This window comes from Pantoea sp. R102, assembly GCF_004916815.1.
Lineage (GTDB): Bacteria > Pseudomonadota > Gammaproteobacteria > Enterobacterales > Enterobacteriaceae > Pantoea > Pantoea dispersa.
On record NZ_SDFT01000186.1, the window covers coordinates 1 to 25,830 of the forward strand.

Sequence of the window (25,830 nt, forward strand, 5' to 3'; positions counted from 1 at the left end):
GAAAGAATTTTCAGCTTTGTTCACCGGATTACGTCCAGTGGATTTTGTGCTGTGACAAGGCGGCACGCGAGACGACGGGAAGGAGCATACACGAGTATGTGACTGAGCGGCGCGAGCGGGGCAACGCAGTCAGAGCGCGAAAGACGCGGACGAAAACAGAATTTGCCTGGCGGCAACAGCGCGGTGGTCCCACCTGACCCCATGCCGAACTCAGAAGTGAAACGCCGTAGCGCCGATGGTAGTGTGGGGCCTCCCCATGCGAGAGTAGGGAACTGCCAGGCATCAAATAAGTAAGGAAGCCCCGGACGAAAGTCCGGGGCTTTTTTACGTCCGTACTCCGGCAAATTTCCCGCTAAAAACGCGAAAACTCCCCACTGTAAAACCGTGCAATCGGGTAAACTACGGCCAGATTAATCAGTAAAGGCCGTAACATGTCCAGCCCTCAGACTTCCCTGAAAGCGTTCAACACACTGGGTCTTGCAATCGCGGCTGAAAAGCTTGTTGTTGCGGATAGCGCAGAAGCCATTTCCTCTGCCTGGCACGCCAGCCAGCAAAATAATCAGCCGTTTATGGTGCTTGGCGAGGGCAGTAACGTCCTGTTCCTCGAAGATTTTGCCGGCTGCGTGGTGATAAACGCGATTAAAGGCATCACCCTGGAAGAGCACGACGAAGCCTGGCATCTGCACGTTGGTGCTGGCGAAAACTGGCATCAGTTGGTTGAGCACACTCTAAAGAAAGGCCTCACCGGGCTGGAAAATCTGGCGCTGATTCCAGGCGTGACGGGATCGGCACCCATCCAGAATATTGGCGCTTACGGTGTTGAATTTAAAGATATTTGCCAGTACGTCGAGGTGTTACACCTGCCGGATAGCACAGTCACGCGTCTGCACCGTGATGAGTGCCAGTTTGGCTATCGCGACAGCATCTTCAAACACGCGATGAAGCATGACTATGTGATTGTGGCCGTCGGGCTGCGTCTGGCGAAGCAGTGGAAACCGGTGCTGAGCTATGGCGATCTGGCGAAGCTCAATCCCGCCACCGTATGCGCGTGGGACGTATTCAATGCGGTGTGCCATATGCGGCAAAGTAAGCTGCCCGATCCGCGCGTAACAGGCAATGTAGGCAGTTTCTTTAAAAACCCCCTGATTTCCGCTCAGCAGGCGGAGGTATTGCTCACGCACTATCCTGCTATGCCGCACTATCCACAGCACAGTGGTGAGGTCAAGCTGGCCGCGGGCTGGCTGATCGATCAGTGTGCGTTGAAAGGCTACCGTTTTGGCGGCGCTGCGGTGCATCGTCAGCAGGCACTGGTACTGATCAACGAAGACAATGCCACACCGCAGGATATTGTCGCCCTGGCCCATCATGTGCGTCAGGAGGTAGGGAAAAAATTTGCCGTGTGGCTGGAGCCTGAGGTGCGGTTTATTGGCGCGCAGGGCGAGCGTAACGCCGTCGAGGTGATTTCATGAAAGATCATAGCGTTCCATTAAAACTGGTCGCCCTGCTGGCTGATGGCGAATTCCACTCTGGTGAACAGCTGGGTGAAGCGCTCGGTATGAGCCGCGCTGCCGTGAATAAACATATTCAGACGCTGAAAAGCTGGGGCCTGGATGTCTACACCGTGACAGGGAAAGGCTACAGCCTGCCAGCGCCGATTCAGTTGCTGAATGAAGAGGCGATACTGGCGCATCTGCATCAGGCGGATTTGGCGGTGATTCCGGTTATTGACTCAACGAATCAGTATTTACTCGATCGCATGGACCAGCTGAACTCCGGCTATGCGTGCATCGCGGAATATCAACAGGCCGGGCGCGGCCGGCGCGGACGGAAATGGTTCTCGCCGTTTGGCGCCAATCTCTACATGTCCATGTACTGGCGACTGGAGCAGGGGCCAGCTGCGGCAATGGGCCTGAGTCTGGTGATTGGTATCGTGATGGCAGAGGTTATCCAGTCGCTGGGCGCGGCAGACGTCCGCGTTAAGTGGCCAAATGACCTCTATCTGCAGGATCGTAAACTGGCGGGTATTCTGGTTGAGCTCACCGGTAAAACCGGCGATGCGGCGCAAATTGTGATGGGCGCGGGGATCAACCTGGTGATGCGGGGCGAAGGCACGGCGGAAATCAATCAGGGTTGGATCAATCTGCAGGAAGCCGGCATTGAGATCAATCGTAACGAACTCGCCGCCAGGTTGATAAACCGTCTGCGTGAAGCTTTACCGCTGTTTGAACGCGATGGGCTGGCGCCGTTTGTCGGCCGCTGGGAAGCGCTGGATAACTTTATCCATCGTCCGGTGAAACTGCTGATTGGCGATCGTGAAGTGCATGGCATTGCGCGCGGAATTGATAAGCAGGGCGGTTTATTGCTGGAACAGGATGGTGAGATTAAATCCTGGGTCGGTGGGGAAATCTCATTACGTCCCGCTAATTAACACAGTAAACAGTAATGCATTAAACGCCCTGATAAAGCAGGGCGTTTTTAATACTATTTCCGTAACCGCACGCTTTGCACGGCATGATCCGCAGACTTGGTCATGATCAGGCTGGCCCGCTCACGTGTAGGTAAGATGTTTTCTTTTAAATTCAGCCAGTTAATCTCTTTCCATAACCCACGTGCAATACTCTCTGCTTCCTCTTCAGGCAGCTGAGAATAGTGGTGGAAATAAGAGTCCGGATCGCTGAAGGCACCTTCGCGGAATTTAAGAAAGCGATTAACGTACCAGCGCTCTAATAAGTTTTCTGGCGCATCGACATATATTGAAAAGTCGACGAAATCTGAGACAAATACATGATGCGGATCGTGCGGATAATCCATACCGCTCTGCAGGACGTTCAGCCCTTCCAGAATCAGGATGTCCGGCTGCTGCACCACCTTATCGCCATCCGGGATGACATCGTAAATCAGGTGTGAATACACCGGTGCGGTGACCTGACTGGCGCCTGATTTCAAATCCGATACGAACTTCACCAGTCGATGCATATCATACGACTGCGGGAAGCCTTTCTTTTTCATCAGGCCGCGCTCTTTCAGCACCGCATTAGGATGCAAAAAGCCATCGGTGGTGATGAGTTCCACCTTGCGGTGCTCGGGCCAGCGGCTAAGCAGCGCCTGTAACACGCGCGCGGTGGTGCTTTTACCGACGGCGACACTGCCGGCAATACTGATAATGTAAGGGATCTTCTGGCCATTAGTGCCGAGAAACTGCTCCAGCACCGCCTGACGGCGCAGATTCGAGCTGATATAGAAGTTCAGCAGACGTGATAGTGGCAGATAGATCTCGGCAACTTCTTCCAGCGAAAGATCTTCATTGATACCGCGCAGCCGTTCAATTTCGCTGGCGGCCAGCGTCATCGGTACGGAATCTCGCAGCGCAGCCCATTGCTGGCGATCAAACTGCAGGTAGGGCGTCGTCAGTGGCGTCGTTTTTTTACTCATAAGCATGCATCTGACCGCAAATTCTGGCTCATCAACACCTTGCAGCAACAGGCATACAGCGATGTGTCGAACTCAGTTGCACGTCACAGGGGTAATTTAACGAGAACAATGGGCAGGAGGGTAACACCAGTGTGACTTTAAAAAGAAGTAAAATGATAAACCTGAGCACGCTTTCGTAAGCAGGCCCGCATTTTTATGATCGCAGCATAAGGCTGATGCTATATGAAAGAATTATCAGGTCCTGCGCTGGCGGAAAAACACACCATGTTTGCTGCTTTTTGCTGCGCTGGCGGGACGTTTTGCGAGGATTTGCACAAATAGTAAGCGGTAGTGCAAATTTAGCAATTTTTTTGTTGCATCCTGAACCCGGTCTTCCTAGAATGCGCGTCACTTGATGCCGGCTTAGCTCAGTTGGTAGAGCAACTGACTTGTAATCAGTAGGTCACCAGTTCGATTCCGGTAGCCGGCACCATCAAGTAGGTGGGATTCCCGAGCGGCCAAAGGGAGCAGACTGTAAATCTGCCGTCACAGACTTCGAAGGTTCGAATCCTTCTCCCACCACCATCTCAACCTCTCGGTTGAGCGTCAGATAAAGGCTTATCTGATGGGTGAGTTCAACTCTCTCACCTTCGAATTCAGATTGCGCAGTAGCGTGATCACCGTCAGTCGGAAACTCTGACTGGCTCGAATAATAGAAGGTCTTCTTTTATTATTCATAAGCTACAGAAAGAACAGGTAGCCGAGTTCCAGGATGCGGGCATCGTATAATGGCTATTACCTCAGCCTTCCAAGCTGATGATGCGGGTTCGATTCCCGCTGCCCGCTCCAGATGTGCTGATATGGCTCAGTTGGTAGAGCGCACCCTTGGTAAGGGTGAGGTCCCCAGTTCGACTCTGGGTATCAGCACCACTTCCTTTATCTCTCTCCTGATTCTCTCTCTGTAAAACTAACATCAGGTTTTGCCTGGTTAATGTGACGATATCTTTGATATATCCGTGTCTTAGAGGGACAAGCGATGGCTAAAGAGCAATTTCAACGTAACAAACTGCACGTAAACGTGGGCACCATCGGTCACGTCGACCACGGTAAAACCACTCTGACTGCGGCAATCACCACCGTTCTGGCAAAAACCTACGGCGGCCAGGCACGTGCATTCGATCAGATCGATAACGCGCCAGAAGAGAAGGCTCGTGGTATCACCATCAACACCTCTCACGTTGAATATGAAACCCCGACCCGTCACTACGCACACGTTGACTGCCCAGGCCACGCCGACTATGTGAAAAACATGATCACCGGTGCTGCGCAGATGGACGGCGCGATCCTGGTTGTTGCGGCGACTGATGGCCCAATGCCTCAGACCCGTGAGCACATCCTGCTGGGTCGTCAGGTTGGCGTTCCTTACATCATCGTGTTCCTGAACAAGTGCGACATGGTTGATGACGAAGAGCTGCTGGAACTGGTTGAGATGGAAGTGCGTGACCTGCTGTCTGCTTACGACTTCCCTGGCGACGATACCCCAATCGTACGCGGTTCTGCGCTGAAAGCGCTGGAAGGCGACGCTGAGTGGGAAGCGAAAATCGTTGAGCTGGCTACGCACCTGGATAACTACATCCCGGATCCAGTCCGTGCTATCGACCTGCCGTTCCTGCTGCCTATCGAAGACGTATTCTCAATCTCTGGCCGTGGTACCGTTGTTACCGGTCGTGTTGAGCGCGGCATCGTGAAAGTGGGCGACGAAGTAGAAATCGTGGGTATCAAAGCGACTGCCAAGTCTACCTGTACCGGTGTTGAAATGTTCCGCAAACTGCTGGACCAGGGTCAGGCAGGCGAGAACTGTGGTGTTCTGCTGCGCGGTATCAAGCGTGAAGAGATCCAGCGTGGTCAGGTTCTGGCTAAGCCAGGTACCATCAAGCCACACACCCAGTTCGAGTCAGAAGTTTACGTTCTGTCTAAAGACGAAGGCGGCCGTCATACTCCGTTCTTCAAAGGCTACCGTCCACAGTTCTACTTCCGTACCACTGACGTAACCGGTTCAGTAGAGCTGCCAGAAGGCGTTGAGATGGTAATGCCAGGCGACAACATCAAAATGGTTGTTACCCTGATCCATCCAATCGCAATGGACGAAGGTCTGCGCTTCGCAATCCGCGAAGGCGGCCGTACCGTTGGCGCGGGCGTTGTTGCTAAAGTTATCGCGTAATAGCGATAATATTTGACGCAATGCACACGGAAAGGGCATCATTTGATGCCCTTTTTGTACGCTGTTAACCAGAACCTGGCTCATCAGTGATTTTCGATCATAATCATTGCTGAGACAGGCTCTGTATTACGGCGCTGGATACCGAGTTATGCCCAAAAGCGCATTCGGTTTGGATGCCTCGCTCTGCGGGGCAGAATAGTTTCTGAATTATTGTGGCAGGTTGGTTTATGAGTGCGAATACCGAAGCTCAAGGGAGCGGGCGCGGCCTGGAAGCGGTAAAGTGGGTAGTTGTGATCGCATTGCTGCTGGTAGCAATCGTCGGTAACTACCTGTATCGCGATGTGACACTGCCTTTACGCGCGCTGGCTGTCGTGGTGTTGATCGCTGCGGCGGGCGGCATTGCGTTGCTGACTACCAAAGGCAAAGCAACCGTGGCTTTTGCACGTGAAGCAAGAACCGAAATGCGTAAGGTCATCTGGCCAACTCGCCAGGAAACATTGCACACCACGTTAATCGTTGCCGCGGTCACTGCCGTGATGTCACTGATTTTGTGGGGGCTGGATGGTATTCTGGTCCGTCTGGTATCGTTTATCACTGGCCTGAGGTTCTGAGATGTCTGAAGCTCCAAAAAAACGCTGGTACGTCGTTCAGGCGTTTTCCGGTTTTGAAGCCCGCGTAGCCAAGTCGCTGCAAGAGCATATCAAACTGCACAACATGGAAGAACTGTTTGGCGAAGTCATGGTGCCGACTGAAGAAGTCGTGGAAATCCGTGGCGGCCAGCGTCGCAAAAGCGAACGCAAATTCTTCCCTGGTTACGTACTGGTCCAGATGGTGATGAATGACGCCAGCTGGCACTTAGTGCGCAGTGTACCGCGTGTAATGGGCTTTATTGGTGGTACCTCTGACCGTCCGGCACCGATCAGTGATAAAGAAGTGGATGCGATCATGAACCGCCTGCAGCAGGTGGGTGATAAGCCGCGTCCGAAAACGCTGTTCGAGCCAGGCGAGATGGTGCGTGTCAACGACGGCCCGTTTGCCGACTTCAACGGTGTGGTCGAAGAAGTGGATTACGAGAAGAGCCGCCTGAAGGTTTCTGTTTCTATCTTCGGCCGTGCAACGCCGGTAGAACTCGACTTTGCTCAGGTGGAGAAAGGCTAAGCCTTTTGTTCACTTTTTAGCTCTTGCGGAAGGCGCGAAATTTACCTATAATTTCGCGCCTTTTGTTTTTATGCGCTGGCAACAGCGTGTAAATCGTTATCACGGGGAGCCTGTTCGCCAGGCGCTATACCCAATAGAGGAAATATCATGGCCAAGAAAGTACAAGCCTACGTCAAGCTGCAGGTTGCAGCTGGTATGGCTAACCCGAGCCCACCAGTTGGTCCGGCTCTGGGTCAGCAGGGTGTTAACATCATGGAATTCTGTAAAGCGTTCAACGCCAAAACAGAATCACTGGAAAAGGGTCTGCCGACTCCAGTAGTTATCACCGTATACAGCGACCGTTCTTTCACCTTCGTTACCAAAACGCCTCCGGCTGCCGTTCTGCTGAAAAAAGCAGCAGGCATCAAGTCTGGTTCTGGTAAGCCGAACAAAGATAAAGTCGGTAAAGTAACTCGTGCTCAGGTACGTGAAATCGCAGAAACCAAAGCTGCGGACATGACTGGTGCTGACGTAGAAGCGATGACTCGCTCTATCGAAGGTACTGCTCGTTCCATGGGCCTGGTAGTGGAGGACTAAGAAATGGCTAAGCTGACCAAGCGCATGCGCGTGATCCGTGACAAAGTTGATGCGACTAAACAGTATGACATCAACGAAGCTGTTGCTCTGCTGAAAGAACTGGCTACCGCTAAATTCGTAGAGAGCGTGGACGTTGCTGTTAACCTCGGCATCGATGCACGTAAATCTGACCAGAACGTGCGCGGCGCGACCGTTCTGCCACACGGTACTGGTCGTTCAGTACGTGTTGCCGTCTTTACCCAAGGCGCAAACGCTGAAGCTGCTAAAGCAGCTGGCGCTGAGCTGGTAGGTATGGAAGACCTGGCTGATCAGATCAAGAAAGGCGAAATGAACTTTGACGTTGTTATTGCTTCTCCGGATGCAATGCGCGTTGTTGGCCAGCTGGGCCAGGTTCTGGGCCCACGTGGTCTGATGCCAAACCCGAAAGTTGGTACCGTAACTCCTAACGTTGCTGAAGCTGTGAAAAACGCTAAAGCGGGTCAGGTTCGTTACCGTAACGACAAAAACGGCATCATCCACACCACCATCGGTAAAGTGGACTTCGATGCTGACAAACTGAAAGAAAACCTGGAATCTCTGCTGGTTGCGCTGAAAAAAGCTAAACCTGCTCAGGCGAAAGGCGTTTACATCAAGAAAGTCAGCATCTCTACCACCATGGGCGCCGGCGTTGCCGTTGACCAGGCTGGTCTGAACGCAGCAGCAAACTAATTGCTGCTTGTAACGGGCGAAAAATTCATCTAGAATCTTACGCCCGTTGTTCTGGTTGATCCGTCAATTCAGAACCCAAATTCATAGTCGCGGAGTGCACAGGTCTAAACCCCTTGTCATTCAGCGACTAAGGTTGGAGCCAGGCCTGATCCTGGCCTCCGTCCAAGACCGCAGGAGCAAAACCTCTTCGGAAGTGATGCTTAATATCCTGCGTAGACGGTGACAGAACCAAAAAGAATTTTTTCTTCACTGGATTCTGCTCACCGTGTAACGCGCTTACGGCCTTCGGGTGTGTAAGTGAAGTGAGTTCCGGGAAATTTTCCCGGTCAAATCCAGGAGCAAAGCTAATGGCATTAAATCTTCAAGGCAAACAAGCAATTGTTGCTGAAGTTAGCGAAGTAGCCAAAGGCGCGCTTTCAGCGGTTGTTGCGGATTCCCGTGGCGTTACCGTTGATAAAATGACTGAACTGCGTAAAGCAGGTCGTGAAGCTGGCGTCTACATGCGTGTTGTTCGTAACACCCTGCTGCGCCGCGTCGTTGAAGGTACTCCATTCGAGTGCCTGAAAGACACGTTTGTTGGTCCGACCCTGATTGCATACTCTATGGAACACCCGGGCGCTGCTGCTCGTCTGTTCAAAGAGTTCGCGAAAGCGAATGCAAACTTTGAGGTCAAAGCTGCAGCCTTTGAAGGTGAGCTGATCCCGGCGGCACAAATTGACCGTCTGGCAACGCTGCCGACTTACGAAGAAGCACTGGCACGTCTGATGTCGACCATGAAAGAAGCTGCTGCTGGCAAGCTGGTCCGCACTCTGGCTGCTGTTCGCGACGCGAAAGAAGCGGCTTAAGGCCAGATTCTTTTTCTTCGTACTTGCTAACGTATAAACTTTTACTGATTCTTAGGAACAATTGTCATGTCTATCACTAAAGATCAAATCCTGGAAGCCGTTGCAGCTATGTCCGTAATGGAAGTAGTTGAGCTGGTTTCTGCTATGGAAGAAAAATTCGGCGTTTCTGCTGCTGCTGCTGTAGCTGTTGCTGCTGGCCCGGCTGAAGCTGTTGAAGAGAAAACTGAATTCGACGTTATCCTGAAAGCTGCTGGCGCTAACAAAGTTGCTGTAATCAAAGCCGTTCGTGGCGCAACTGGTCTGGGCCTGAAAGAAGCTAAAGACCTGGTTGAAGCTGCTCCAGCTGCAATCAAAGAAGGCATCAGCAAAGACGACGCAGCTGCACTTGAAGCTGCTCTGAAAGAAGCTGGCGCTGAAGTTGAAGTTAAGTAAGACAACCCTCGGGTTGCAGTCTGCGTAAACAGACTGATGGCTGGTGACTTTTTGGTCACCAGCCTTTTTGCGCTACAGGGGAACGATGGCGTTTCGCACTGTTTGTCCATTGTTCCTCTTCAATATCTTTTTCTATCGACGACTTAATATACCGCTTTCCTGTGAGGGTTCCCTGCCTGCGCAACGGCGATGAAATGATTTAAGAGTGATAGAAAGATGTATTGCATGGGGTGCTGCGCATCGCATGAAAAACAAAATAGTGTTGCATGAACTGTCCCTTCAGGACGGACAGCGTGGGTCGACTTGTCAGCTAGCTGAGGAACCCTATGGTTTACTCCTATACCGAGAAAAAACGTATTCGTAAGGATTTTGGTAAACGTCCACAAGTACTGGATGTGCCTTATCTCCTTTCTATCCAGCTTGACTCGTTCCAGAAGTTTATCGAGCAAGATCCAGAAGGCCAGTACGGTCTGGAAGCAGCCTTCCGTTCCGTGTTCCCAATCGCGAGCTACAGCGGCAACTCTGAGTTGCAGTATGTCAGCTACCGTCTGGGTGAGCCGGTGTTTGACGTGACAGAATGTCAGATCCGTGGCGTGACGTATTCCGCACCGCTGCGCGTTAAACTGCGTCTGGTGATCTACGAGCGCGAAGCGCCGGAAGGCACCGTAAAAGACATCAAAGAACAAGAAGTGTACATGGGCGAAATTCCGCTCATGACCGACAACGGTACCTTTGTCATCAACGGTACTGAGCGTGTTATCGTTTCTCAGCTGCATCGTAGTCCTGGCGTATTCTTTGACAGCGATAAGGGTAAAACGCACTCTTCCGGTAAAGTGCTGTATAACGCACGTATTATCCCTTACCGCGGTTCATGGCTCGACTTCGAGTTTGACCCGAAAGACAACCTGTTCGTCCGTATTGACCGTCGTCGTAAGCTGCCGGCCAGTATCATCCTGCGCGCGCTGGATTTCACCACTGAGCAGATTCTCGATCTGTTCTTCGAAAAAGTGGTGTTTGAAATCCGCGACAACAAGCTGCAGATGGAACTGGTGCCTGAGCGCCTGCGTGGTGAAACCGCCTCCTTCGATATCGAAGCCAACGGCACGGTCTACGTTGAGAAAGGTCGTCGCATTACTGCGCGCCACATCCGTCAGCTGGAAAAAGACAACATTCAGCACATCGAAGTGCCGGTCGAGTACATCGCGGGCAAAGTGGTCGCGAAAGATTACATCGATCTGAACACCGGTGAGCTGATCGTGCCGGCGAACATGGAGCTGTCACTGGATCTGCTGGCGAAACTGAGCCAGTCCGGTCACAAGCGCATCGAAACCCTGTTCACCAACGACCTGGATCACGGCCCGTACATTTCTGAGACGCTGCGCGTTGACCCAACCAACGACCGCCTGAGCGCGCTGGTTGAGATCTACCGCATGATGCGTCCTGGCGAGCCGCCAACGCGTGAAGCCGCAGAAAACCTGTTCGAGAACCTGTTCTTCTCCGAAGATCGTTACGATCTGTCGGCCGTTGGCCGCATGAAGTTCAACCGTTCTCTGCTGCGTGACGAGATCGAAGGTTCCGGTATCCTGAGCAAAGACGACATCATCGAAGTGATGAAGAAGCTCATCGGTATCCGTAACGGTATTGGCGAAGTGGATGATATCGACCACCTCGGCAACCGTCGTATCCGTTCGGTCGGCGAAATGGCGGAAAACCAGTTCCGCGTTGGCCTGGTGCGTGTAGAGCGCGCTGTGAAAGAGCGTCTGTCTCTGGGCGACCTCGACACGCTGATGCCACAGGACATGATCAACGCCAAGCCAATTTCGGCCGCGGTGAAAGAGTTCTTTGGTTCCAGCCAGCTGTCCCAGTTTATGGACCAGAACAACCCGCTGTCTGAGATTACGCACAAACGTCGTATCTCTGCTCTGGGCCCAGGCGGTCTGACCCGTGAACGCGCCGGCTTCGAAGTGCGTGACGTACACCCGACTCACTACGGTCGCGTATGTCCAATCGAAACCCCGGAAGGTCCTAACATCGGTCTGATCAACTCACTCTCTGTTTACGCGCAGACTAACGAATACGGCTTCCTCGAAACGCCGTACCGCCGCGTGGTTGACGGTAAAGTGAGTGATGAAATTCATTACCTCTCTGCTATCGAAGAGGGTAACTACGTTATCGCTCAGGCGAACACCAACCTCGCCGATGACGGCAGCTTTGTTGACGATCTCGTCACCTGCCGTAGCAAAGGTGAATCGAGCCTGTTCAGCCGCGATCAGGTTGACTACATGGACGTTTCCACCCAGCAGGTGGTTTCTGTCGGTGCGTCACTGATCCCGTTCCTGGAGCACGATGATGCTAACCGCGCCCTGATGGGTGCGAACATGCAACGTCAGGCTGTACCTACCCTGCGTGCTGACAAGCCGCTGGTTGGTACCGGTATGGAACGTGCTGTTGCGGTCGACTCCGGTGTAACTGCTGTCGCTAAACGTGGTGGTACCGTGCAGTACGTCGATGCGTCACGTATCGTTATCAAAGTTAACGAAGACGAGATGTATCCGGGCGAAGCAGGTATCGACATCTACAACCTGACCAAGTACACCCGTTCTAACCAGAACACCTGCATCAACCAGATGCCGTGTGTTTCTCTGGGTGAACCTATCGAGCGTGGCGACGTGCTGGCTGACGGCCCGTCTACCGACCTCGGTGAGCTGGCGCTGGGTCAGAACATGCGCGTGGCGTTCATGCCATGGAACGGTTACAACTTCGAAGACTCCATCCTCGTTTCTGAGCGTGTAGTACAGGAAGACCGTTTCACCACTATCCACATTCAGGAACTGGCTTGCGTGTCACGTGACACCAAACTGGGGCCGGAAGAGATCACCGCTGACATCCCGAACGTGGGTGAAGCTGCGCTCTCCAAACTGGATGAATCCGGCATCGTGTATATCGGTGCGGAAGTGACCGGTGGCGACATTCTGGTAGGCAAGGTCACGCCGAAAGGTGAAACCCAGCTGACGCCAGAAGAGAAACTGCTGCGTGCGATCTTCGGTGAAAAAGCCTCTGACGTGAAAGACTCGTCACTGCGCGTGCCGAACGGCGTTTCCGGTACGGTTATCGACGTACAGGTCTTCACCCGCGATGGCGTGGAAAAAGACAAGCGCGCGCTGGAAATCGAAGAGATGCAGCTGAAGCAGGCGAAAAAAGACCTGTCTGAAGAACTGCAGATCCTCGAAGCGGGCCTGTTCAGCCGTATCCAGGCCGTCCTGATTTCAGGTGGCGTGGAAGCGGAGAAACTGGACAAGCTGCCACGTGAGCGCTGGCTGGAACTCGGTCTGACCGACGAAGAGAAGCAGAACGCGCTGGAGCAGCTGGCTGAGCAGTACGACGAGCTGAAGCACGAGTTTGAGAAGAAACTCGAAGCGAAGCGTCGCAAGATCACCCAGGGCGACGATCTGGCACCGGGCGTGCTGAAAATCGTCAAGGTGTATCTGGCCGTTAAGCGTCAGATTCAGCCTGGTGACAAAATGGCGGGTCGTCACGGTAACAAAGGTGTTATCTCCAAGATCAACCCAATCGAAGACATGCCATACGATGAGAACGGTACGCCGGTCGACATCGTACTGAACCCGCTGGGCGTACCATCGCGTATGAACATCGGTCAGATTCTGGAAACCCACCTGGGTATGGCGGCGAAAGGCATTGGTGAGAAGATCAATGCGATGCTGAAGAAGCAGGAAGAAGTCGCCAAACTGCGTGAGTTTATCCAGCGTGCTTACGATCTGGGCACTGATGTGCGTCAGAAAGTTGACCTGAACACCTTCTCGGACGACGAAGTGCTGCGTCTGGCAGAGAACCTGAAAAAAGGTATGCCAATCGCGACGCCAGTGTTCGACGGTGCGAAAGAGAGCGAAATCAAAGAGCTGCTGCAGCTCGGCGGTCTGCCTTCTTCCGGTCAGATCACCCTGTTCGACGGCCGTACCGGTGAGCAGTTTGAGCGTCAGGTAACCGTAGGTTACATGTACATGCTGAAACTGAACCACCTGGTCGACGACAAGATGCACGCCCGTTCTACCGGCTCTTACAGCCTGGTTACGCAGCAGCCGCTGGGTGGTAAGGCGCAGTTCGGTGGTCAGCGCTTCGGTGAGATGGAAGTGTGGGCACTGGAAGCATACGGTGCCGCGTATACCCTGCAGGAAATGCTTACCGTTAAGTCTGATGACGTCAACGGCCGTACCAAGATGTATAAAAACATCGTTGACGGCAACCATCAGATGGAACCGGGCATGCCGGAATCCTTCAACGTACTGTTGAAAGAGATTCGCTCGCTGGGTATCAACATCGAGCTGGAAGACGAGTAAGCACTCGCAAGTACTGGTTATGGGACGCGCCTGGCGCGTCCCTGAGAGTTCCACTCCGACGGGAGCTAATCCGTGAAAGACTTACTTAAGTTTCTGAAAGCGCAAACTAAAACCGAAGAGTTTGATGCGATCAAAATTGCGCTGGCCTCGCCAGACATGATCCGTTCCTGGTCTTTCGGTGAAGTTAAAAAGCCGGAAACCATTAACTACCGTACCTTCAAGCCGGAGCGTGACGGTCTTTTCTGTGCCCGTATTTTCGGACCGGTAAAAGATTACGAATGCCTGTGCGGTAAGTACAAGCGTCTGAAACACCGTGGCGTGATCTGTGAGAAGTGTGGCGTAGAAGTCACGCAGACCAAAGTGCGTCGTGAGCGTATGGGCCACATCGAACTGGCTTCGCCGACCGCGCACATCTGGTTCCTGAAATCACTGCCATCCCGCATCGGTTTGCTGCTGGATATGCCGCTGCGTGATATCGAGCGCGTACTGTACTTCGAATCTTATGTTGTGGTCGAAGGCGGCATGACCAACCTGGAAAAACGTCAGATTCTGACCGAAGAGCAGTACCTTGACGCGCTGGAAGAGTTCGGTGACGAATTCGACGCGAAGATGGGTGCGGAAGCTATCCAGGCGCTGCTGAAAAATATGGATCTGGAGCAGGAGTGCGAGCAGCTGCGTGAAGAGCTGAACGAAACCAACTCTGAGACCAAACGTAAAAAGCTGACCAAGCGTATCAAGCTGCTGGAAGCGTTCGTGCAGTCTGGCAACAAGCCAGAGTGGATGATCCTGACCGTTCTGCCGGTGCTGCCGCCAGATCTGCGTCCGCTGGTACCGCTGGACGGCGGTCGTTTCGCTACGTCGGATCTGAACGATCTGTATCGTCGCGTGATCAACCGTAACAACCGTCTGAAGCGTCTGCTGGATCTGGCTGCGCCAGATATCATCGTACGTAACGAAAAACGTATGCTGCAGGAAGCGGTAGATGCCCTGCTGGATAACGGCCGTCGCGGTCGTGCCATCACCGGCTCTAACAAACGTCCTCTGAAATCTTTGGCCGACATGATCAAAGGTAAGCAGGGTCGTTTCCGTCAGAACCTGCTGGGTAAACGTGTTGACTACTCCGGTCGTTCGGTTATCACCGTAGGTCCATACCTGCGTCTGCATCAGTGCGGTCTGCCGAAGAAAATGGCACTGGAGCTGTTCAAACCGTTCATCTACGGCAAGCTGGAACTGCGTGGCCTCGCGACCACCATTAAAGCGGCCAAGAAAATGGTTGAGCGCGAAGAAGCGGTCGTCTGGGATATCCTGGATGAAGTGATTCGCGAACACCCGGTACTGCTGAACCGTGCACCAACCCTGCACCGTCTGGGTATCCAGGCGTTTGAACCGGTACTGATCGAAGGTAAAGCGATCCAGCTGCACCCGCTGGTGTGTGCGGCGTATAACGCCGACTTCGATGGTGACCAGATGGCTGTTCACGTACCGCTGACGCTGGAAGCCCAGCTGGAAGCGCGTGCGCTGATGATGTCTACCAACAACATTCTGTCTCCAGCGAACGGCGAGCCAATCATCGTTCCTTCACAGGACGTTGTTCTGGGTCTGTACTACATGACCCGCGACAAAGTGAACGCCAAAGGCGAAGGCATGGTACTGACCGGCCCGAAAGAAGCTGAGCGTGTTTATCGCGCTGGCCAGGCCGAGCTGCATGCACGCGTTAAAGTGCGTATCACTGAATACAGCAAAAATGAGCAGGAAGAGCTCGTTGCGAAAACCAGCCTGATCGACACCACCATTGGTCGTGCGATCCTGTGGATGATCGTACCGAAAGGTCTGCCTTACTCCATCGTCAACCAGGCGCTGGGTAAGAAAGCGATCTCTAAGATGCTGAACACCTGTTACCGCATCCTGGGCCTGAAGCCGACCGTTATCTTTGCTGACCAGACCATGTACACCGGCTTTGCCTATGCAGCCCGTTCAGGTGCCTCAGTAGGTATCGACGACATGGTGATTCCTGCCAAGAAAGCAGAAATCATTGCAGAAGCTGAAGCGGAAGTGGCCGAGATTCAGGAGCAGTTCCAGTCTGGTCTGGTTACCGCGGGCGAACGTTACAACAAAGTCATCGATATCTGGGCTGCGGCTAACGAACGCGTATCCAAAGCGATGATGGATAACCTGCAGACCGAAACCGTGATCAACCGTCACGGCGAAGAAGAGCAGCAGGTTTCGTTCAACAGCATCTACATGATGGCTGACTCCGGTGCGCGTGGTTCTGCGGCACAGATTCGTCAGCTGGCAGGTATGCGTGGTCTGATGGCGAAGCCAGATGGCTCCATCATCGAGACGCCGATCACCGCGAACTTCCGTGAAGGTCTGAACGTACTCCAGTACTTCATCTCGACCCACGGTGCGCGTAAAGGTCTGGCCGATACCGCACTGAAAACGGCGAACTCCGGTTACCTGACCCGTCGTCTGGTTGACGTGGCGCAGGACCTGGTGGTTACCGAAGACGACTGTGGCACATTCGAAGGCATCATGATGACCCCGGTCATCGAAGGTGGCGACGTTAAAGAGCCGCTGCGTGAGCGTGTACTGGGTCGTGTGACGGCAGAAGACGTGCTGAAGCCGGGCACTGCGGACATCCTGATCCCGCGTAACACCCTGATCGATGAGCACTGGTGTGACGTGGTTGAACTGAACTCCGTGGACGCGATTAAAGTGCGTTCCGTGGTGAGCTGTGAAACCGACTTCGGTGTGTGTGCACACTGCTACGGTCGCGATCTGGCACGTGGTCACATCATCAACAAAGGTGAGGCCATCGGCGTTATCGCAGCACAGTCCATCGGTGAGCCGGGTACCCAGCTGACCATGCGTACCTTCCACATCGGTGGTGCGGCATCGCGTGCGGCAGCTGAATCCAGCATTCAGGTGAAGAACAAAGGTACTATCAAGCTGACCAACGCCAAGTCAGTAACCAACTCCTCCGGGAAGCTGGTTATCGTCTCGCGTAACGTTGAGCTGAAGATGATCGACGAGTTCGGTCGTACCAAAGAGAGCTATAAAGTGCCTTACGGTGCGGTCATGGCGAAAGGTGATGGCGAGCAGGTTGCCGCGGGCGAAACCGTTGCAAACTGGGATCCACACACCATGCCGGTTATCACCGAAGTGGGCGGTTTCATCCGCTTCACCGACATGATCGACGGTCAGACCATTACCCGTCAGACTGACGACCTCACCGGTCTGTCATCGCTGGTGGTACTGGATTCTGCAGAGCGTACTGCGGGCGGTAAAGACCTGCGTCCGGCACTGAAAATCGTTGATGCCAACGGCAACGACGTACTGATCCCGGGCACTGACATGCCGGCACAGTACTTCCTGCCAGGTAAAGCGATTGTGCAGCTGGAAGATGGCGTGAAGATCAGCTCGGGTGATACCCTGGCGCGTGTTCCGCAGGAATCTGGCGGTACCAAGGACATCACCGGTGGTCTGCCACGCGTTGCCGACCTGTTCGAAGCGCGTCGTCCGAAAGAGCCAGCAATCCTGGCGGAGATCAGCGGTATCATCTCCTTCGGTAAAGAGACTAAAGGCAAGCGTCGTCTGGTGATCACCCCGGTTGACGGTAGCGATCCGTATGAAGAGATGATTCCGAAATGGCGTCAGCTCAACGTATTCGAAGGTGAACGTGTAGAACGTGGTGACGTCGTATCCGACGGCCCAGAGTCTCCGCACGACATCCTGCGTCTGCGTGGCGTCCATGCTGTGACCCGTTACATCACCAACGAAGTGCAGGAAGTTTACCGCCTGCAGGGCGTTAAGATTAACGATAAGCACATCGAAGTCATCGTGCGTCAGATGCTGCGTAAAGCAACCATCATGAACGCGGGTAGCTCGGAGTTCCTGGAAGGCGAGCAGGCGGAAGTCTCTCGTATCAAGATCTCCAACCGCGATCTGGAAGCGAACGGCAAAATCGGCGCGACGTACATGCGTGACCTGCTGGGTATCACCAAAGCCTCGCTGGCAACCGAATCGTTCATCTCTGCGGCATCGTTCCAGGAGACCACCCGTGTCCTGACCGAAGCAGCGGTAGCAGGCAAGCGCGACGAGCTGCGCGGCCTGAAAGAGAACGTTATCGTGGGTCGTCTGATCCCGGCCGGTACCGGTTATGCTTACCACCAGGATCGTATGCGTCGCCGTCAGGCGGGTGAAGCACCGGTTGCACCGCAGGTGACTGCGGATGAAGCCTCTGCCAGCCTCGCTGAGCTGCTGAACGCCGGTCTGGGCGGTAGCGACGACGAATAATCGTCTGCTCTGCTGACCATGAAAAAACCCTGCCTCGGCAGGGTTTTTTTTCGTCTGAAATCCGCGTTATTTCTGATTGATATCCTGACGCGTCAGCCCGATGTCACGCAACTGCGCATCACTCAGGTGCGAAAGAATCTCCCGCGTTTCCCGTCTGGCATGCCAGCGTTTTATCGCGCGCACGCCGCCACGAAAGATATCGAGTAAGGTCACGCTGAACGGTTTTGCCGCCCGGTTCTGATCGAATTCCATAATCCCAGCCCTCAGTATGATGTCTGAACAACATTTTCCCTCTGATGGCGAATTCAATACAGATTCAAAAATCACTTATCTTTAACATACAGATTGCGCCCGTACCGATCTGAATGGTAGAAATAGGCATCATCTGTACTGATTTTTGATCACTGTTAACGCAGCGAGGCACACAATGACGCGCTATCAACATCTGGCCTGTCTGCTTTCAGACCGTATTGAGCAGGGGCTGTATCGCAGCGGCGAACGCTTGCCCTCGGTGCGTACGCTCAGCATTGAGCACGGCGTCAGCATCAGTACCGTGCAGCAGGCTTATCATCTGCTGGAAGAGAAGCAGCTTATCGTGCCGCAGCCGCGTTCCGGCTATTTTGTCGCTACCCGTAAAGCCACGCCGCCGGTGCCGGCGATGACCCGACCCGTACAGCGTCCGGTTGAGATCACCCAGTGGGAATCGGTGCTGGAGCTGCTGAGCAGCCGCATTAATGGCGACGTGCTGCAGCTGGGCAGCGGCATGCCGGATCTGACCCAGCCGACGCTCAAGCCGCTGTGGAAAATCATGGGCCGCATGGCGCAGAAGCAGGACATGGATCAGCTCAACTACGACAGCCTGCTCGGCGTGGCAGCGCTGCGCGAGCAGATTGCGCGGCTGACAATTGACAGCGGCTGTCAGCTGACGGCGGAAGATATTGTCATCACTACCGGTTGCCATGAAGCGCTGTCGGTGTCGATTCGCGCCGTGTGCGAGCCAGGCGATATCATTGCCGTCGAGTCGCCGGCGTTTCACGGCACCATGCAGACACTGCGCGGTCTGGGCATTCGCGCCATTGAAATCCCCACCGATGCGGTCAGCGGGATCAGCCTGGAGGCGCTGGAGCTGGCGTTTGAGCAGTGGCCAATTAAAGCGGTGGTGGTGGTACCCAACTGTAATAATCCGCTTGGATTTATCATGCCGGAAGCGCGTAAGCGCGCGCTGCTGACGCTGGCGCAGCGCTTTGACGCGGCGATCATTGAAGATGATGTTTACGGCGAGCTGGCGTGGGAGTATCCGCGTCCGATCACGATCAAATCGCTGGATATGGATGGCCGCGTGCTGCTGTGCAGCTCGTTTTCCAAAACCCTGGCGCCCGGCTTGCGCGTGGGCTGGGTCGCGCCGGGACGCTATCGCGATCGCGTACTGCACATGAAATATATTGGCACCGGTTCGACGGCAACGCAGCCGCAGTATGCGGTCGCGGAGTTTATTCGTCAGGGCCATTACCTGCCGCATTTGCGCCGCATGCGCCAGGTGTATCAGCGTAACTATGAGACGTTTAGTTGCTGGGTGCGCCACTATTTTCCCTGCGGCATTTGCGTCTCGCGGCCGCAGGGCAGTTTCCTGATGTGGATTGAGCTGCCGGAAGCCTTCGATGCGGTGCGGCTGAATGCGGAGCTGCGGGAGCTGAAAATCCAGGTGGCGGTCGGTTCGCTGTTTTCGGCGGCGGGTAAATATCGCAACTGCCTGCGCCTCAATTATGGTCTGCCAATGAATGAGCAAACCGAGCAGGCGATTGCCAGCCTCGGCGCAGCCGTGGAGCGTGCCATGCAGGCCTGCAGTGCGGAAACGCGCCATATCACCTCCCTGACGGAATAACGGTGGAAAGGCAGGGCCGGACAGAGAGTCGGGGAAGCCAGCCCTGGCCCGCTGCAAGCGACAGCGGGCAGGCTCACTTTAGCGATTGTCCCCGGTCGCGCCAGCCCTGACTGCTGCCGTTTGCGCGCCGTATTCGCGTATTTTTAGCGCCGTTGTAGTCAGTTACAACGCTTTTGCGACATGCTCTGGGGATTCTACCAGCGCCAGCAGCTGGCGGGTGGCCGCCTGCCAGTCTTCCGCCTGGGTAATCGCGCTGACCACGGCAATGCTGCCGACGCCGGTCGCCAGCACCTCCGGCACGCGAGCCAGCGAAATGCCGCCAATCGCCACGGTGGGGATGTGCTGCAGCCGCGCCAGATGGCGCTTCAGCTCGGCTATGCCCTGTGGTGCAGAGGGCATATCTTTGGTTTGTGTCGGAAAGATGTGGCCGAGCGCAATATAGGACGGACGCAGCGCCAGTGCGCGATCCAGCTCGGCGTCATCGTGTGTCGACAGACCCAGGCGTAAGCCGGCGTGGCGGATAGCGTCCAGGTCGGCCACATCCAGATCCTCCTGACCAAGATGCACACCATAAGCGTTGTACTTAATCGCTAAGCGCCAGTAATCGTTGATAAACAGCCGCGCACCGTACTGTTTGCCCAGGGCGATGGCATCGCGTACTGCGGCTTCAATCTGGCGATCATCGCCATCTTTAATGCGCAACTGCAGGGTGCGCACGCCGGCTGCCAGCAGGCGTTCAATCCACAACACGCTGTCGACAACCGGATAGAGCCCCAGTTTTGGCGCGGTGGCAGGGAAGGCTTCAGTCATCATTTTTCCTCTTTCAGGGCATCGGCGGCGTGATACAGCTCGCCGCCACGGCTACGGAAGGCATCGGACATTTGCGCCATGCCCAGCGCTATCGGCTGGGCTTCAGCCTGCTGGCGGGCGGCAAATTCGCGCACTTCCTGGGTGATTTTCATTGAACAGAATTTGGGGCCGCACATGGAACAGAAGTGGGCCACTTTGCCGGATTCCTGCGGCAGGGTTTCGTCGTGATAGGCCCGCGCGGTATGCGGATCGAGTGCCAGATTAAACTGATCTTCCCAGCGGAACTCGAAGCGAGCTTTCGACATGGCGTTGTCGCGGATCTGCGCGCCGGGATGGCCTTTAGCCAGATCGGCTGCGTGCGCGGCGATCTTGTAGGTAATCAGCCCCTGCTTAACATCCTCTTTATTCGGCAGGCCAAGGTGCTCTTTCGGCGTGACGTAGCACAGCATCGCACAGCCAAACCAGCCGATCATGGCGGCGCCAATCCCGGAGGTAAAATGATCGTAGCCCGGCGCGATATCGGTCGTCAGCGGGCCCAGCGTATAAAACGGCGCTTCATGGCAGTGTTCCAGCTGCTCGGTCATATTGCGGCGGATCATCTGCATCGGCACGTGACCGGGGCCTTCAATCATGACCTGCACATCATATTGCCAGGCGATTTGCGTCAGCTCGCCTAAGGTACGCAGTTCGGCAAACTGGGCTTCGTCGTTGGCGTCCTGAATCGAGCCGGGACGTAAACCATCACCGAGCGATAGCGCGACATCATAGGCGGCGCAGATTTCACAGATTTCGCGGAAATGCTGGTAGAGGAAGTTTTCCTGATGATGTGACAGGCACCACTTCGCCATGATTGAGCCGCCGCGCGACACGATGCCGGTCAGCCGTTGTGCGGTCATCGGCACATAGCGCAGCAGCACGCCCGCGTGAATGGTGAAGTAATCAACGCCCTGCTCAGCCTGTTCCAGCAGGGTATCGCGGAAAATGTCCCAGTTAAGATCTTCTGCGATGCCGTTGACCTTTTCCAGCGCCTGATAGATTGGCACCGTGCCGATCGGCACCGGACTGTTGCGCAAAATCCACTCGCGCGTTTCATGGATATAGCGGCCGGTCGACAGATCCATCACGGTATCTGCCCCCCAGCGCGTGGCCCACACCAGTTTTTCCACTTCCTCTTCAATCGACGAACTTACCGCCGAGTTGCCGATGTTGGCGTTGACTTTCACCAGAAAATTGCGGCCGATGATCATCGGCTCCGATTCCGGGTGATTGATGTTGGCAGGAATGATGGCGCGGCCGCTGGCCACTTCAGCGCGCACGAATTCGGCGCTGATATTCTCCGGCAGCTGCGCACCAAAGCCGTGACCGGCGTGCTGCTGTAATAGCGTTGCACTGCGGATACGCTCACGTCCCATGTTTTCGCGCAGCGCGATGAACTCCATCTCCGGCGTGATAATGCCCTGACGCGCATAGTGCAGCTGCGTGACGCGGCGACCCGCTTTGGCCCGGCGCGGCAGCGGCAGGTGTTCAAAACGCAGATGATCCAGCCCGTCATCCGCCAGCCGCTGCTGACTGTAGCTTGAGCTGAGTGCGCTGATGGTTTCGCTGTCGTTGCGTTCGGCGATCCAGCCGGCGCGCAATTTTGCCAGACCCTGATGCACATTGATGGTCGCGTGGGGATCGCCATAGGCACCGGCAGTGTCATACACCGGGACTGGTTCATTTTCTGCGTATTGCGGATGATCTTTGCTGCCGCCGGTGTGCGTCGGGCTGAGCTGAATTTCGCGCATCGGGACGCGGATATCCGCACGGCTGCCGCTGATCCAGATACGTTTGGAGTTAGGGAAGGCGGTTCCCTGGAGCGAATCGATAAATTTTTGCGCCTGCGCGCGTTGTTCACGACGTGAGGTTTTAGCATCAGACATAGCAAGTTTCCTGAAAACAAGGGGAAGCTGCTTGTCCGGAGTCCGGAAGGAGTAACAGAAACGGTGCGGGCGCCTGACTGCACCGTGCTGATCACATCTACTCTTGTTCCCTTCGCAGGTACTAACCTGATCAGGTTCCGCGGATCCCGAATTAACGGTCTCAGCCCCTAAGGGCACTCCGACAAGTTTACGTTTTACGCGATAAGCGACTTTACTGACTGCTGCACGCTGCGCTTATATCGCAAAGTTTGATTGTGGATTGTCGTTAAAAAGACAATAAAAAAGCCCATTCAGCATAAAAGGGCTTTTCCTGAATAACAAGTCTTTTACAACTGCAGCGGTTCAGGCCGGACGAGCAATGGTGCTGTCATTGGCCACCGGCGGGCGCGCCAGCTGGTTATCCCAGGCGAGCTGAATCAGTTTATCTTCCAGCGTAAAGCGTGACTCCAGCGCTTCGCCCACTTCTGACAGCGCCTGCTGGAAATCCACGCAGTTGTCGTCATTAATGGCCTGCTGCAGATGGCTGTCATACAGTTGCATCAGACGTTCAGTATTGCCTTCCAGCGCCGGATAGATCTGCGCTGCCGCAATCATCGGGCTGTCGCCGGACATCTCGCTGATGATGCGCTCGTAAACGCTGAAGTGGCCGGTAGAGAGATAGTCCACCAGACGATGGCAAAACGCATCCAGCGCCTGTTCATCCAGCGCGGTCAGCGCTTCTTTGTTCGGCTTCATGCCAATTAACTCGTAATAGGTGACGAGCAGCTGTCGACGGGCGCGCAACCATGAGTCGACTAATTCATTACCGCCACCTACACGCTCGGTCAGGTTATCTAACTGGGTAAGCATACGGGGCTCCAGGTGAGTTATAGTTGTTTATTACACACTTAACATCAGGATTTCAGCGTGCCATTTGACGCTAAGGACAACGATTAAGATGCAACGTGAGATCTCAAGCGTAGACGCTGGCTGGTGGATTGTCAGCTCTGCGCAGAAACTTTGGTTGCCGCAAGGCGAGTTGCCGCATGGCTTATCCGGCGAGTTTGGCCTGACCGGCAGCAGCGGCAGAGTGATTGGCGAGTGGCAGGGCGAAAACGTCTGGCTGGTATGCGAAGCGCGTCCGGACAATATGGCCTCGGTGCGCCAGCTGATTGACGAAGATGTCGGTCTGTTTCAGCTCGCCGGGCGCGGCGTGCAGCTGGCAGAGTTCTACCGTTCGCATCGCTGGTGCGGCTATTGCGGCCATGAAATGCAGCACAGCAAGCGCGAATTTGCCTGCCTGTGCAGCCACTGCCGCGAGCGCTACTATCCGCAAATCGCCCCCTGCATCATTGTGGCGATTCGTCGCGGTGAGGAGATCCTGCTGGCAAACCATGCGCGCCATCGCAACAGCATCTACACCGTGCTGGCCGGTTTTGTCGAAGTCGGCGAAACGCTGGAGCAGGCGGTGGCCCGCGAGGTGATGGAAGAGAGCAACGTGCGGGTAAAAAATGTGCGTTACGTGACCTCGCAGCCGTGGCCGTTCCCGCACTCGCTGATGATGGCGTTCATGGCGGAGTACGATGGCGGCGAGCTGCAGCACGATGGTAAAGAGCTGCTGGATGCTGGCTGGTATCGTTACGACGATCTGCCCCTGTTGCCGCCGCCGGGCACCGTGGCGCGCCGGCTGATTGAAGATACGGTTGCGCTGTGTCGCGCCAGCGCGGCGTGAAAATGCTACACTGCCGGCCTTAGCATGAGAGAGCCCATTATGAGTGAACTGAAGAACGATCGTTATCTGCGCGCCCTGTTACGCCAGCCGGTGGATATCACCCCGGTATGGATGATGCGACAAGCCGGGCGTTACCTGCCGGAATACAAAGCCACGCGCGCTGAGGCCGGTGATTTTATGTCGCTGTGTAAGAACGCGGAGCTGGCGTGCGAAGTTACCCTGCAGCCGCTGCGCCGCTATGCGCTGGATGCCGCGATCCTCTTCAGCGATATCCTGACCATTCCGGATGCGATGGGCCTGGGGCTCTACTTTGAGACCGGCGAAGGCCCGCGTTTCTCCCACCCCATCGCCTGCCGTGCCGATGTGGATAAACTGCCGGTGCCGGATCCGGAGCAGGAGCTGGGTTACGTGATGAATGCGGTGCGCACCATCCGTCATAACCTCAAGGGCGAAGTGCCGCTGATCGGTTTCTCCGGCAGCCCGTGGACGCTGGCAACCTACATGGTAGAAGGCGGCAGCAGCAAGGCTTTCACCAAAATCAAGAAGATGATGTACGCCGAGCCACAGACGCTGCACGCGCTGCTGGATAAGCTGGCAGAGAGCGTGATCCTTTACCTCAACGCGCAGATTAAAGCGGGTGCGCAGTCGGTGATGGTGTTTGATACCTGGGGCGGCGTGCTGACCGGGCGCGACTATCGCGAGTTCTCGCTCTATTACATGCACAAAATCGTCGACAGCGTGCTGCATGAGAACGAAGGACGACGCGTGCCCATCACCCTGTTTACCAAGGGCGGCGGCCAGTGGCTGGAAGAGATGGCGGCCACCGGCTGTGATGCGCTGGGCCTTGACTGGACCACCGATATTGGCGAAGCGCGGCGCCGTGTGGGCGATAAAGTCGCGCTGCAGGGCAACATGGATCCGTCTATGCTGTATGCACCCCCTGCACGAATTGAGCAGGAAGTGGCAGGGATTCTGGAAGGCTTTGGCGCAGGCGAAGGCCACGTCTTCAACCTCGGTCACGGGATTCATCAGGATGTTCCGCCAGAGCACGCTGGCGCGTTTGTGGAGGCGGTGCATCGGCTATCACGACCATATCATCAGGGATAAGCATGGATTTAGCCGCACTACGACAGCAACAGGTACAGCTCGCCGCCAGCGTGGTGCGGCAGGATGATTTTGACGTACTGCCGCCGCGCTTCATTGGCGGCGCCGATGTCGGTTTTGAACAGGGCGGCGAGGTAACGCGCGCCGCCCTGGTGATCCTCGAATACCCTTCATTAACGCTGGTGGAGCATCGCATCGCGCGTGTCGCGACCACCATGCCTTATATCCCCGGTTTTCTCTCGTTTCGCGAAATTCCAGCGCTGCAGGCGGCGTGGCAGCAATTGTCGCAGCGGCCCGATCTGCTGTTCGTCGACGGCCATGGCATCTCTCATCCGCGCCGGCTGGGCGTTGCTGCGCATTTCGGCTCGCTGCTGGATGTGCCAACCATCGGCGTAGCGA

20 protein-coding genes, 4 tRNA genes, 1 rRNA gene and 1 riboswitch are annotated in these 25,830 nt (G+C 55.2%); of the genes, 20 read left to right on the forward strand and 5 right to left on the reverse strand.

What is annotated here, in order from left to right; genetic code table 11:
* The first annotated feature begins 165 nt into the window (after nt 1-165).
* The 3 genes from rrf to birA all read left to right on the forward strand — a co-directional run bounded on the left by rrf (nt 166) and on the right by birA (nt 2,428).
* Nucleotides 166-281: ribosomal RNA gene (rrf, locus tag ERD80_RS18140) — 5S ribosomal RNA — on the forward strand.
* 150 nt (nt 282-431) lie between these two features.
* Nucleotides 432-1,469: a UDP-N-acetylmuramate dehydrogenase gene (gene murB / locus ERD80_RS18145; protein ID WP_059012006.1), complete on the forward strand. Its 1,038-nt coding sequence runs from the start codon at nt 432-434 to the stop codon at nt 1,467-1,469.
* Nucleotides 1,466-2,428: a bifunctional biotin--[acetyl-CoA-carboxylase] ligase/biotin operon repressor BirA gene (birA, locus tag ERD80_RS18150; protein WP_058759910.1), complete on the forward strand. Its 963-nt coding sequence runs from the start codon at nt 1,466-1,468 to the stop codon at nt 2,426-2,428. Before murB ends, birA begins: the two co-directional genes overlap by 4 nt.
* 53 nt (nt 2,429-2,481) lie before the next feature.
* Here the strand turns inward: birA and coaA are convergent, their stop codons facing one another.
* Nucleotides 2,482-3,432, reverse strand: coding sequence for a type I pantothenate kinase (coaA, locus tag ERD80_RS18155; protein ID WP_058759911.1), 951 nt, complete (start codon nt 3,430-3,432; stop codon nt 2,482-2,484).
* 396 nt (nt 3,433-3,828) lie between these two features.
* Between coaA and ERD80_RS18160 the strand changes: the two genes are divergently transcribed.
* The 13 genes from ERD80_RS18160 to rpoC all read left to right on the forward strand — a co-directional run bounded on the left by ERD80_RS18160 (nt 3,829) and on the right by rpoC (nt 18,002).
* Nucleotides 3,829-3,904, forward strand: a tRNA-Thr gene (locus tag ERD80_RS18160).
* A 7-nt stretch (nt 3,905-3,911) separates the two neighbouring features.
* Nucleotides 3,912-3,996: transfer RNA gene (locus tag ERD80_RS18165), tRNA-Tyr, on the forward strand.
* Between the two features lie 189 nt (nt 3,997-4,185).
* Nucleotides 4,186-4,260, forward strand: a tRNA-Gly gene (locus tag ERD80_RS18170).
* Between the two features lie 5 nt (nt 4,261-4,265).
* Nucleotides 4,266-4,341: transfer RNA gene (locus tag ERD80_RS18175), tRNA-Thr, on the forward strand.
* A gap of 106 nt (nt 4,342-4,447) precedes the next feature.
* Nucleotides 4,448-5,632 carry an elongation factor Tu gene (tuf, locus tag ERD80_RS18180; protein ID WP_104094429.1) on the forward strand — a complete coding sequence of 395 codons (1,185 nt, stop codon included), beginning with the start codon at nt 4,448-4,450 and terminating at the stop codon, nt 5,630-5,632.
* A 227-nt stretch (nt 5,633-5,859) separates the two neighbouring features.
* Nucleotides 5,860-6,243 carry a preprotein translocase subunit SecE gene (gene secE, locus ERD80_RS18185; protein WP_021508209.1) on the forward strand — a complete coding sequence of 128 codons (384 nt, stop codon included), beginning with the start codon at nt 5,860-5,862 and terminating at the stop codon, nt 6,241-6,243.
* Nucleotide 6,244: 1 nt separating this feature from the next.
* Complete coding sequence (gene nusG / locus ERD80_RS18190; RefSeq protein ID WP_010616908.1) at nt 6,245-6,790, forward strand: transcription termination/antitermination protein NusG; 546 nt, start codon at nt 6,245-6,247, stop codon at nt 6,788-6,790.
* Nucleotides 6,791-6,937: 147 nt separating this feature from the next.
* Entirely contained in the window at nt 6,938-7,366 is a 429-nt protein-coding gene (gene rplK, locus ERD80_RS18195) for a 50S ribosomal protein L11 (RefSeq protein ID WP_013507401.1), read from the forward strand.
* A 3-nt stretch (nt 7,367-7,369) separates the two neighbouring features.
* Nucleotides 7,370-8,074 carry a 50S ribosomal protein L1 gene (gene rplA / locus ERD80_RS18200; protein WP_021508208.1) on the forward strand — a complete coding sequence of 235 codons (705 nt, stop codon included), beginning with the start codon at nt 7,370-7,372 and terminating at the stop codon, nt 8,072-8,074.
* A gap of 347 nt (nt 8,075-8,421) precedes the next feature.
* Nucleotides 8,422-8,919: a 50S ribosomal protein L10 gene (gene rplJ, locus ERD80_RS18205; RefSeq protein WP_021508207.1), complete on the forward strand. Its 498-nt coding sequence runs from the start codon at nt 8,422-8,424 to the stop codon at nt 8,917-8,919.
* Between the two features lie 66 nt (nt 8,920-8,985).
* Entirely contained in the window at nt 8,986-9,351 is a 366-nt protein-coding gene (rplL, locus tag ERD80_RS18210) for a 50S ribosomal protein L7/L12 (RefSeq protein ID WP_021508206.1), read from the forward strand.
* Between the two features lie 326 nt (nt 9,352-9,677).
* Nucleotides 9,678-13,706, forward strand: a complete 4,029-nt coding sequence (gene rpoB / locus ERD80_RS18215) for a DNA-directed RNA polymerase subunit beta (protein ID WP_136547956.1) — start codon at nt 9,678-9,680, stop codon at nt 13,704-13,706.
* A gap of 72 nt (nt 13,707-13,778) precedes the next feature.
* A complete protein-coding gene (gene rpoC, locus ERD80_RS18220) occupies nt 13,779-18,002 on the forward strand; it encodes a DNA-directed RNA polymerase subunit beta' (RefSeq protein ID WP_021508204.1) in 4,224 nt (1,407 codons plus the stop codon).
* Nucleotides 18,003-18,068: 66 nt separating this feature from the next.
* On the opposite strand, the gene ERD80_RS18225 is transcribed toward rpoC, so the two are convergent.
* Nucleotides 18,069-18,254 (reverse strand): DUF1127 domain-containing protein, encoded by a 186-nt coding sequence (locus ERD80_RS18225; protein ID WP_021508203.1) that lies wholly within the window; start codon nt 18,252-18,254, stop codon nt 18,069-18,071.
* A gap of 175 nt (nt 18,255-18,429) precedes the next feature.
* Here ERD80_RS18225 and ERD80_RS18230 point away from each other — a divergent pair, with 175 nt between their 5' ends.
* Nucleotides 18,430-19,884: a PLP-dependent aminotransferase family protein gene (locus tag ERD80_RS18230; RefSeq protein WP_136547958.1), complete on the forward strand. Its 1,455-nt coding sequence runs from the start codon at nt 18,430-18,432 to the stop codon at nt 19,882-19,884.
* A 162-nt stretch (nt 19,885-20,046) separates the two neighbouring features.
* On the opposite strand, the gene thiE is transcribed toward ERD80_RS18230, so the two are convergent.
* From thiE to ERD80_RS18245, 3 genes are all read right to left on the reverse strand, one after another.
* On the reverse strand, nt 20,047-20,694 hold the full coding sequence (gene thiE, locus ERD80_RS18235; protein ID WP_059012002.1) for a thiamine phosphate synthase: 648 nt from the start codon (nt 20,692-20,694) through the stop codon (nt 20,047-20,049).
* Nucleotides 20,694-22,616, reverse strand: a complete 1,923-nt coding sequence (gene thiC / locus ERD80_RS18240) for a phosphomethylpyrimidine synthase ThiC (protein ID WP_021508200.1) — start codon at nt 22,614-22,616, stop codon at nt 20,694-20,696. Before thiC ends, thiE begins: the two co-directional genes overlap by 1 nt.
* Nucleotides 22,617-22,706: 90 nt before the next feature.
* A riboswitch (TPP riboswitch) is annotated at nt 22,707-22,807 on the reverse strand.
* 151 nt (nt 22,808-22,958) lie between these two features.
* Nucleotides 22,959-23,465 (reverse strand): Rsd/AlgQ family anti-sigma factor, encoded by a 507-nt coding sequence (locus tag ERD80_RS18245; RefSeq protein WP_021508199.1) that lies wholly within the window; start codon nt 23,463-23,465, stop codon nt 22,959-22,961.
* Nucleotides 23,466-23,553: 88 nt separating this feature from the next.
* Between ERD80_RS18245 and nudC the strand changes: the two genes are divergently transcribed.
* The 3 genes from nudC to ERD80_RS18260 all read left to right on the forward strand — a co-directional run.
* Entirely contained in the window at nt 23,554-24,327 is a 774-nt protein-coding gene (gene nudC / locus ERD80_RS18250; protein WP_021508198.1) for an NAD(+) diphosphatase, read from the forward strand.
* 39 nt (nt 24,328-24,366) lie between these two features.
* Nucleotides 24,367-25,434, forward strand: coding sequence for a uroporphyrinogen decarboxylase (hemE, locus tag ERD80_RS18255; protein WP_058769978.1), 1,068 nt, complete (start codon nt 24,367-24,369; stop codon nt 25,432-25,434).
* A gap of 2 nt (nt 25,435-25,436) precedes the next feature.
* A partial coding sequence (locus ERD80_RS18260) for an endonuclease V (protein WP_211145601.1) occupies nt 25,437-25,830 on the forward strand: 394 nt, incomplete at its 3' end.

Coding starts and splice junctions, on each gene's coding strand:
- murB (WP_059012006.1), top strand. CDS start 432: ATGTCCAGCCCTCAGACTTCCCTGAAAGCGTTCAACACACTGGGTCTT.
- birA (WP_058759910.1), top strand. CDS start 1,466: ATGAAAGATCATAGCGTTCCATTAAAACTGGTCGCCCTGCTGGCTGAT.
- coaA (WP_058759911.1), bottom strand. CDS start 3,432: ATGAGTAAAAAAACGACGCCACTGACGACGCCCTACCTGCAGTTTGAT.
- tuf (WP_104094429.1), top strand. CDS start 4,448: ATGGCTAAAGAGCAATTTCAACGTAACAAACTGCACGTAAACGTGGGC.
- secE (WP_021508209.1), top strand. CDS start 5,860: ATGAGTGCGAATACCGAAGCTCAAGGGAGCGGGCGCGGCCTGGAAGCG.
- nusG (WP_010616908.1), top strand. CDS start 6,245: ATGTCTGAAGCTCCAAAAAAACGCTGGTACGTCGTTCAGGCGTTTTCC.
- rplK (WP_013507401.1), top strand. CDS start 6,938: ATGGCCAAGAAAGTACAAGCCTACGTCAAGCTGCAGGTTGCAGCTGGT.
- rplA (WP_021508208.1), top strand. CDS start 7,370: ATGGCTAAGCTGACCAAGCGCATGCGCGTGATCCGTGACAAAGTTGAT.
- rplJ (WP_021508207.1), top strand. CDS start 8,422: ATGGCATTAAATCTTCAAGGCAAACAAGCAATTGTTGCTGAAGTTAGC.
- rplL (WP_021508206.1), top strand. CDS start 8,986: ATGTCTATCACTAAAGATCAAATCCTGGAAGCCGTTGCAGCTATGTCC.
- rpoB (WP_136547956.1), top strand. CDS start 9,678: ATGGTTTACTCCTATACCGAGAAAAAACGTATTCGTAAGGATTTTGGT.
- ERD80_RS18225 (WP_021508203.1), bottom strand. CDS start 18,254: ATGGAATTCGATCAGAACCGGGCGGCAAAACCGTTCAGCGTGACCTTA.
- ERD80_RS18230 (WP_136547958.1), top strand. CDS start 18,430: ATGACGCGCTATCAACATCTGGCCTGTCTGCTTTCAGACCGTATTGAG.
- thiE (WP_059012002.1), bottom strand. CDS start 20,694: ATGACTGAAGCCTTCCCTGCCACCGCGCCAAAACTGGGGCTCTATCCG.
- thiC (WP_021508200.1), bottom strand. CDS start 22,616: ATGTCTGATGCTAAAACCTCACGTCGTGAACAACGCGCGCAGGCGCAA.
- ERD80_RS18245 (WP_021508199.1), bottom strand. CDS start 23,465: ATGCTTACCCAGTTAGATAACCTGACCGAGCGTGTAGGTGGCGGTAAT.
- nudC (WP_021508198.1), top strand. CDS start 23,554: ATGCAACGTGAGATCTCAAGCGTAGACGCTGGCTGGTGGATTGTCAGC.
- hemE (WP_058769978.1), top strand. CDS start 24,367: ATGAGTGAACTGAAGAACGATCGTTATCTGCGCGCCCTGTTACGCCAG.